At 68.3% G+C, this 4,280-nt stretch carries 3 protein-coding genes and 1 pseudogene; 3 read left to right on the forward strand and 1 reads right to left on the reverse strand.

Annotation, left to right across the window (positions count from 1 at the left end; genetic code table 11):
- Positions 1–125 (reverse strand): annotated as a pseudogene (locus VN520_RS32205) (IS5/IS1182 family transposase); the annotation flags it as partial.
- Between the two features lie 264 nt (positions 126–389).
- On the opposite strand from VN520_RS32205, the gene VN520_RS32210 reads away from it, so the two are divergent.
- The 3 genes from VN520_RS32210 (at position 390) to VN520_RS32220 (ending at position 3,850) form a co-directional block, all read left to right on the forward strand.
- Positions 390–830 carry a hypothetical protein gene (locus VN520_RS32210; protein WP_325750468.1) on the forward strand — a complete coding sequence of 147 codons (441 nt, stop codon included), beginning with the start codon at positions 390–392 and terminating at the stop codon, positions 828–830.
- Between the two features lies 1 nt (position 831).
- Positions 832–1,770 (forward strand): tyrosinase family protein, encoded by a 939-nt coding sequence (locus tag VN520_RS32215; RefSeq protein ID WP_325750469.1) that lies wholly within the window; start codon positions 832–834, stop codon positions 1,768–1,770.
- 79 nt (positions 1,771–1,849) lie between these two features.
- Positions 1,850–3,850 (forward strand): alpha-amylase family glycosyl hydrolase, encoded by a 2,001-nt coding sequence (locus VN520_RS32220; protein WP_325750470.1) that lies wholly within the window; start codon positions 1,850–1,852, stop codon positions 3,848–3,850.
- The last annotated feature ends 430 nt before the right edge of the window (positions 3,851–4,280 follow it).

The following is a 4,280-nucleotide window of genomic DNA, read 5'->3' on the forward strand; positions in this document are numbered from 1 at the left end:
GATGTTCGCGGCCGCCCGGTGCGGCCATGCACCGCTGGCTTGCGCGGCGGGATCAGCGGCTCGACCAGCGCCCACAACTCGTCACTGATCAGCCGCGGCGGCGGGGAAGACGCCGACGAGGACATGGCCGGCAGCCTGCGCCGATCCCGATCCGACGACCAGGGCCTCAGTACCTACTTCCGCAATGTCTTCTAAGCGGGGTACGGCTCCAGTCCGCGCGCGATGCGCGCCACCTGAACTCAGGCCTTCCCCCTACCGGGCACGCGGCGGTGACGGCGCGGTGACGCCGCTCGGGGATGGTCTCGGTGCAGGTGTCGCAGACGATCGCCGCCGCTGCCATACATGCGGGTCACTGGATGTGCCGGCGGTGCGGGTGGAGGAGCCGTCTCATGACAGGTCACGTCGACCTAGAGAGCGCCGTCGCGCCTGAAGCCGTACGGGCGGCGCTGGCCGCGCGGGCCGATGAGCTTGTGACGGCGGCTCACCCGCACCACACCGGTGCCCTGGCTGATGTCCGCGAGGCCGAGTACCGCGGGCACCGGATCGAGGTCCGCACCAGTTACACGATCACTGTGGACGGTCGGCCGTTCGACATTCATATCGTGGTCGACAATGAGGGCAGGGTTTTCTACCACGGCATGCCCACGCGCGACTTCGCCTCGGTGATCGACCTGGTGGAGAAGGCCATCGACCAGTGGCCCGACGACTTCCCGCCGGGGACGGGGAATCGGGGTGGGGGCCATGACCACCGGCCGGGCCACGCGCATCCGGAGGATGCGCATCCGAAGGAAACCGGGCAGCACGGGAACCCGCAACGAGAGGTGGACTGAGATGGCCGTCGTCCGGCACAACGCCGTCACCAATCCCGCCGCCCTCAGCGCCTACACCGCCGGTGTGATCGCCCTCAAGAACGAGTTCCTCGGCCCGACGACGGCTGACCTTGGCATCGCCGGGCCGGCCGAGCAGGTCTCCACCTACGACCTCTTCACCGTCTGGCATCACCTGGCCATGGGGCGGTTTACGCCACCCACCCAAATCGACCGCAATGCCGCGCACAGCGGCCCGGCCTTCCTGCCCTGGCACCGCCTCATGCTGATCCTGCTTGAACTTCACCTGCAGCGCATCACCGGCAACAGCACCCTGGGTCTGCCGTACTGGGACTGGGCAGCTGACGGCGACACAGACCCGGCAGTGCAGCAACAGGCAGCCCTGTGGCAGGCCGACGGGATCGGCGGCACCGGCAATCCGGTCGCCGACGGCCCGTTCACATCGAACCGGTTCCGGGTGCGGATCGAGTCGGCCTCGCTCGTCGAGTTGCGGGTCACCGACCGCGGCCTGCGCCGCGACCTCGGTGGAGACGCCGATGCACCGGCGCTGCCCAGCTCCGACGACGTGAAGGCGGCGCTGGACGCCACTCCGTACGACACCGCGCCGTGGAACCGCAGGTCCGACAGCATGCGCAACCGGCTGGAGGGCTGGCGGCCCTTCGGCATGCACAACCAGGTGCACGTCTGGGTCGGCGGCGACATGGGCCCGGCGAGCTCACCGAACGACCCGGTGTTCTACCTCAACCACTGCAACGTCGACCGCATCTGGGAGGGCTGGATGGCCCACCACGGACGCACGTACGAGCCCCCACCGTCCGCATCGGCGGACCTCCTCGGTCACCGGGGGAACGACCCGCTCTACTCAATCCTGATCCAGACGCCGGTCACCCCGGCGCAGATGCTCGACCCGTCGACCTACTACAGCTACGACGCCCTTCCTTGACGAGAGCTGTGCCGCAGGTCGGTGGACGGTCCAGGACCGATCCGGGGCGTGGGGCGACAGCAGCCGTGGAGAGAGCCCGATGATCGACCTCCAGGAGCTGGGTGCGCACGTGGTCGCCGACGCGCCGCTGCGGGTGCGCTTTGGGGTTCACCTCCCGACGATCAGTTGGACCGCGAGCTACCGGGTCAAGGTTCTCGTCATCCACGAGCGCGATCAGTTCGTGCGCGAGGTGCCGCCGCGGGAGTTCTACCTGGACTGGCAGGGCGGGGCTTACGACCTCTGGTCGGCCGAGGTTGAGCTCGCTGGCGGTCCCGGCCACCTCGGGGAAGCCGGCACCCACCTCTACCGCTACCAGCTCCTGCACGAGACGGTCGCGGGCGAGGAGGTCGTGGTCCGCTTCTTCGCCGACCCGTTCGGCCGCGCCGCCGGCAAGGGCACCCTGTCGGCGTTCACGACCCCGGCGGATCAGGACCACGCCTGGGCCGACGACGGCTTCACCGTCCCTGAGGTCGACGACCTGGTGATCTACGAGCTGCACGTCGGCGAGTTCGGTGGCGGATTCGCCGCGGTGGCCGACGGCATCCCGTACCTGACGAGTCTCGGGGTTAACGCGCTCGAGCTGATGCCGGTGACCAACGTGAAGGAGGACGTGGAGTGGGGGTACACGCCGCTCGGCTACTTCGCCCCCGACGACCGGTACGGCGGCGGGGCAGCGTTCCGCGGGCTGGTGGAGACCTGCCACCGGGCCGGCGTCGCGGTTGTGCTCGACGCGGTGTACGCCCACTCCCACCCCGAGTTCGCCTACAACATCGTCTACCGGCAGGCGGGCCTGCCCAATCCGGTGATGGGGCCGTTCGGCCAGGAGTTCGGCAAGCTGCCGCCGGGGTGGAATTACCACGAGCAGTTCACCCGGGACTACTTTGACGCGGTGAGCCGGTACTGGCTGACGGAGTTCCACGTCGACGGCTTCCGCTACGACTACGTGCCCGGCTTGTGGGACGGCGTCACCGGCGACGGCTACTCCGGCCTCGTCCAACGCACTTACCGGCTGAGCCAGGACTTCGACCAATTCCCGCGGTTCTTCGCGGGCGACGGCAACCGGAGCCGGATCATCCAGTGCGCCGAGTTCCTCGACGCACCGGTGCTCGCTCTCACCTCGACGTACTCGAACACCGTGTGGCAGGACCAACTGCTACACGCCGCCAGAAACCAGGCCGAGGGCACCGGGGCCACGGACGACTACGCCCGCCGACTGGACCCCGAGCTAGGCCCGGAGCAGAAGTACCCCAGCAGATTCGTGAACCAGGGCGACAGCTTTCCCGTCGCGCCCCTCCAGTACATCGAGTCCCACGATCACCAGCGGTTCGTCACCCGGCTCGGGGTCGAGCCAACCGTCGACCAACTGGAGATGGCACTCGGCGACCGGAGCCTTTGGGCCCGCACCCAGCCCTACGCAATCGCGCAGTACACCGCGAAGGGCGTGCCCATGCTCTGGCAGGGCCAAGAGTTCGCCGAGAACTGGAACCTCCCCGGCGGCACCGACCCCCGCCGTATCACCTTCAGCCGCCCGCTGCACTGGGAGTACTTCTACGACGACGCGGGCAGAGCGCTGATTCGGCTGTACCGCGTGCTCGGCCGCCTTCGCCGCACCCACCGGGTGTTCAGCAGCCGCGGCGACTTCTATCTCGAGCCGAGCGCCGACCACCGCCGCGACGGCATCGTCGTTTTCCGCCGCATCAGCGCCGGCGAAGCCGCGGTCGTTGTGCTCAACTTCTCGAACGAGCCGCGGACCGTCCGTGTCTGGTGGCCCACAGCGGGACGGTGGATCGAGCAGCTCGACCGAGCCGAGGCGCACCCGCAGCCCGACGTTGTGGTCGGGGAGAACTGGGAGTCACACGACGTGACGGTGCCCTCCAACTATGGAGGGGTCTATATGCATGAGCCAGACAACCCAGGCCGTCGCCAGTCACCAGCCCTCGGGGTCAGGCCTGCGATAGGGCTGGTCGGTGGTGACTTAGCATGGCGTCAGGTGAGGAACGCGGTGTCGATGCTTGTCCGCGCCAGGTCCGGGCGGCCGTAGGCCTCTGCGGCCTTGCTTCGTCGTCCCAGCCGCTCCAGCATCAACCCGCGGAACGCTTGCAGCGAGCAGACCCCCGGGCCGGGCCATCGAGGGCCGGACCCGCCCGTCTCGGAATCGGCCGGTCAAACGTCATCTCGGCGCTGTGGACGACCAGCCTCGAGACGTCGTCGTGCTCGAACATGTCAATAGTCCCCAAGTGCGCATCAGCCGGCACCCGCCAAGGCTCGTTCAAGGCACGAGGTAGGGCAAGGAAGCCGCTGACCAGCGAGGAAAAGCACATCGGACCCTAGCCTTCCAAGCTGGGCATGCCAATCCGATCGGCTTGAACCGGCCGGCCGGTCAGCCTGACCTCAGTCGGCGATCGTGCGGCGCGATTCGGGTCTTGCCGCACGTCCTCCCGTGCGCCATACGTTGAAGATGAGTGGTGCGA

This window comes from Streptomyces sp. (assembly GCF_035563135.1).
In the GTDB taxonomy this organism is placed as follows: domain Bacteria; phylum Actinomycetota; class Actinomycetes; order Streptomycetales; family Streptomycetaceae; genus Streptomyces.

Excerpts from the sequence above, each read along its gene's own strand:
- VN520_RS32215 (WP_325750469.1), top strand. The coding sequence starts at position 832 with ATGGCCGTCGTCCGGCACAACGCCGTCACCAATCCCGCCGCCCTCAGC.
- VN520_RS32210 (WP_325750468.1), top strand. The coding sequence starts at position 390 with ATGACAGGTCACGTCGACCTAGAGAGCGCCGTCGCGCCTGAAGCCGTA.
- VN520_RS32220 (WP_325750470.1), top strand. The coding sequence starts at position 1,850 with ATGATCGACCTCCAGGAGCTGGGTGCGCACGTGGTCGCCGACGCGCCG.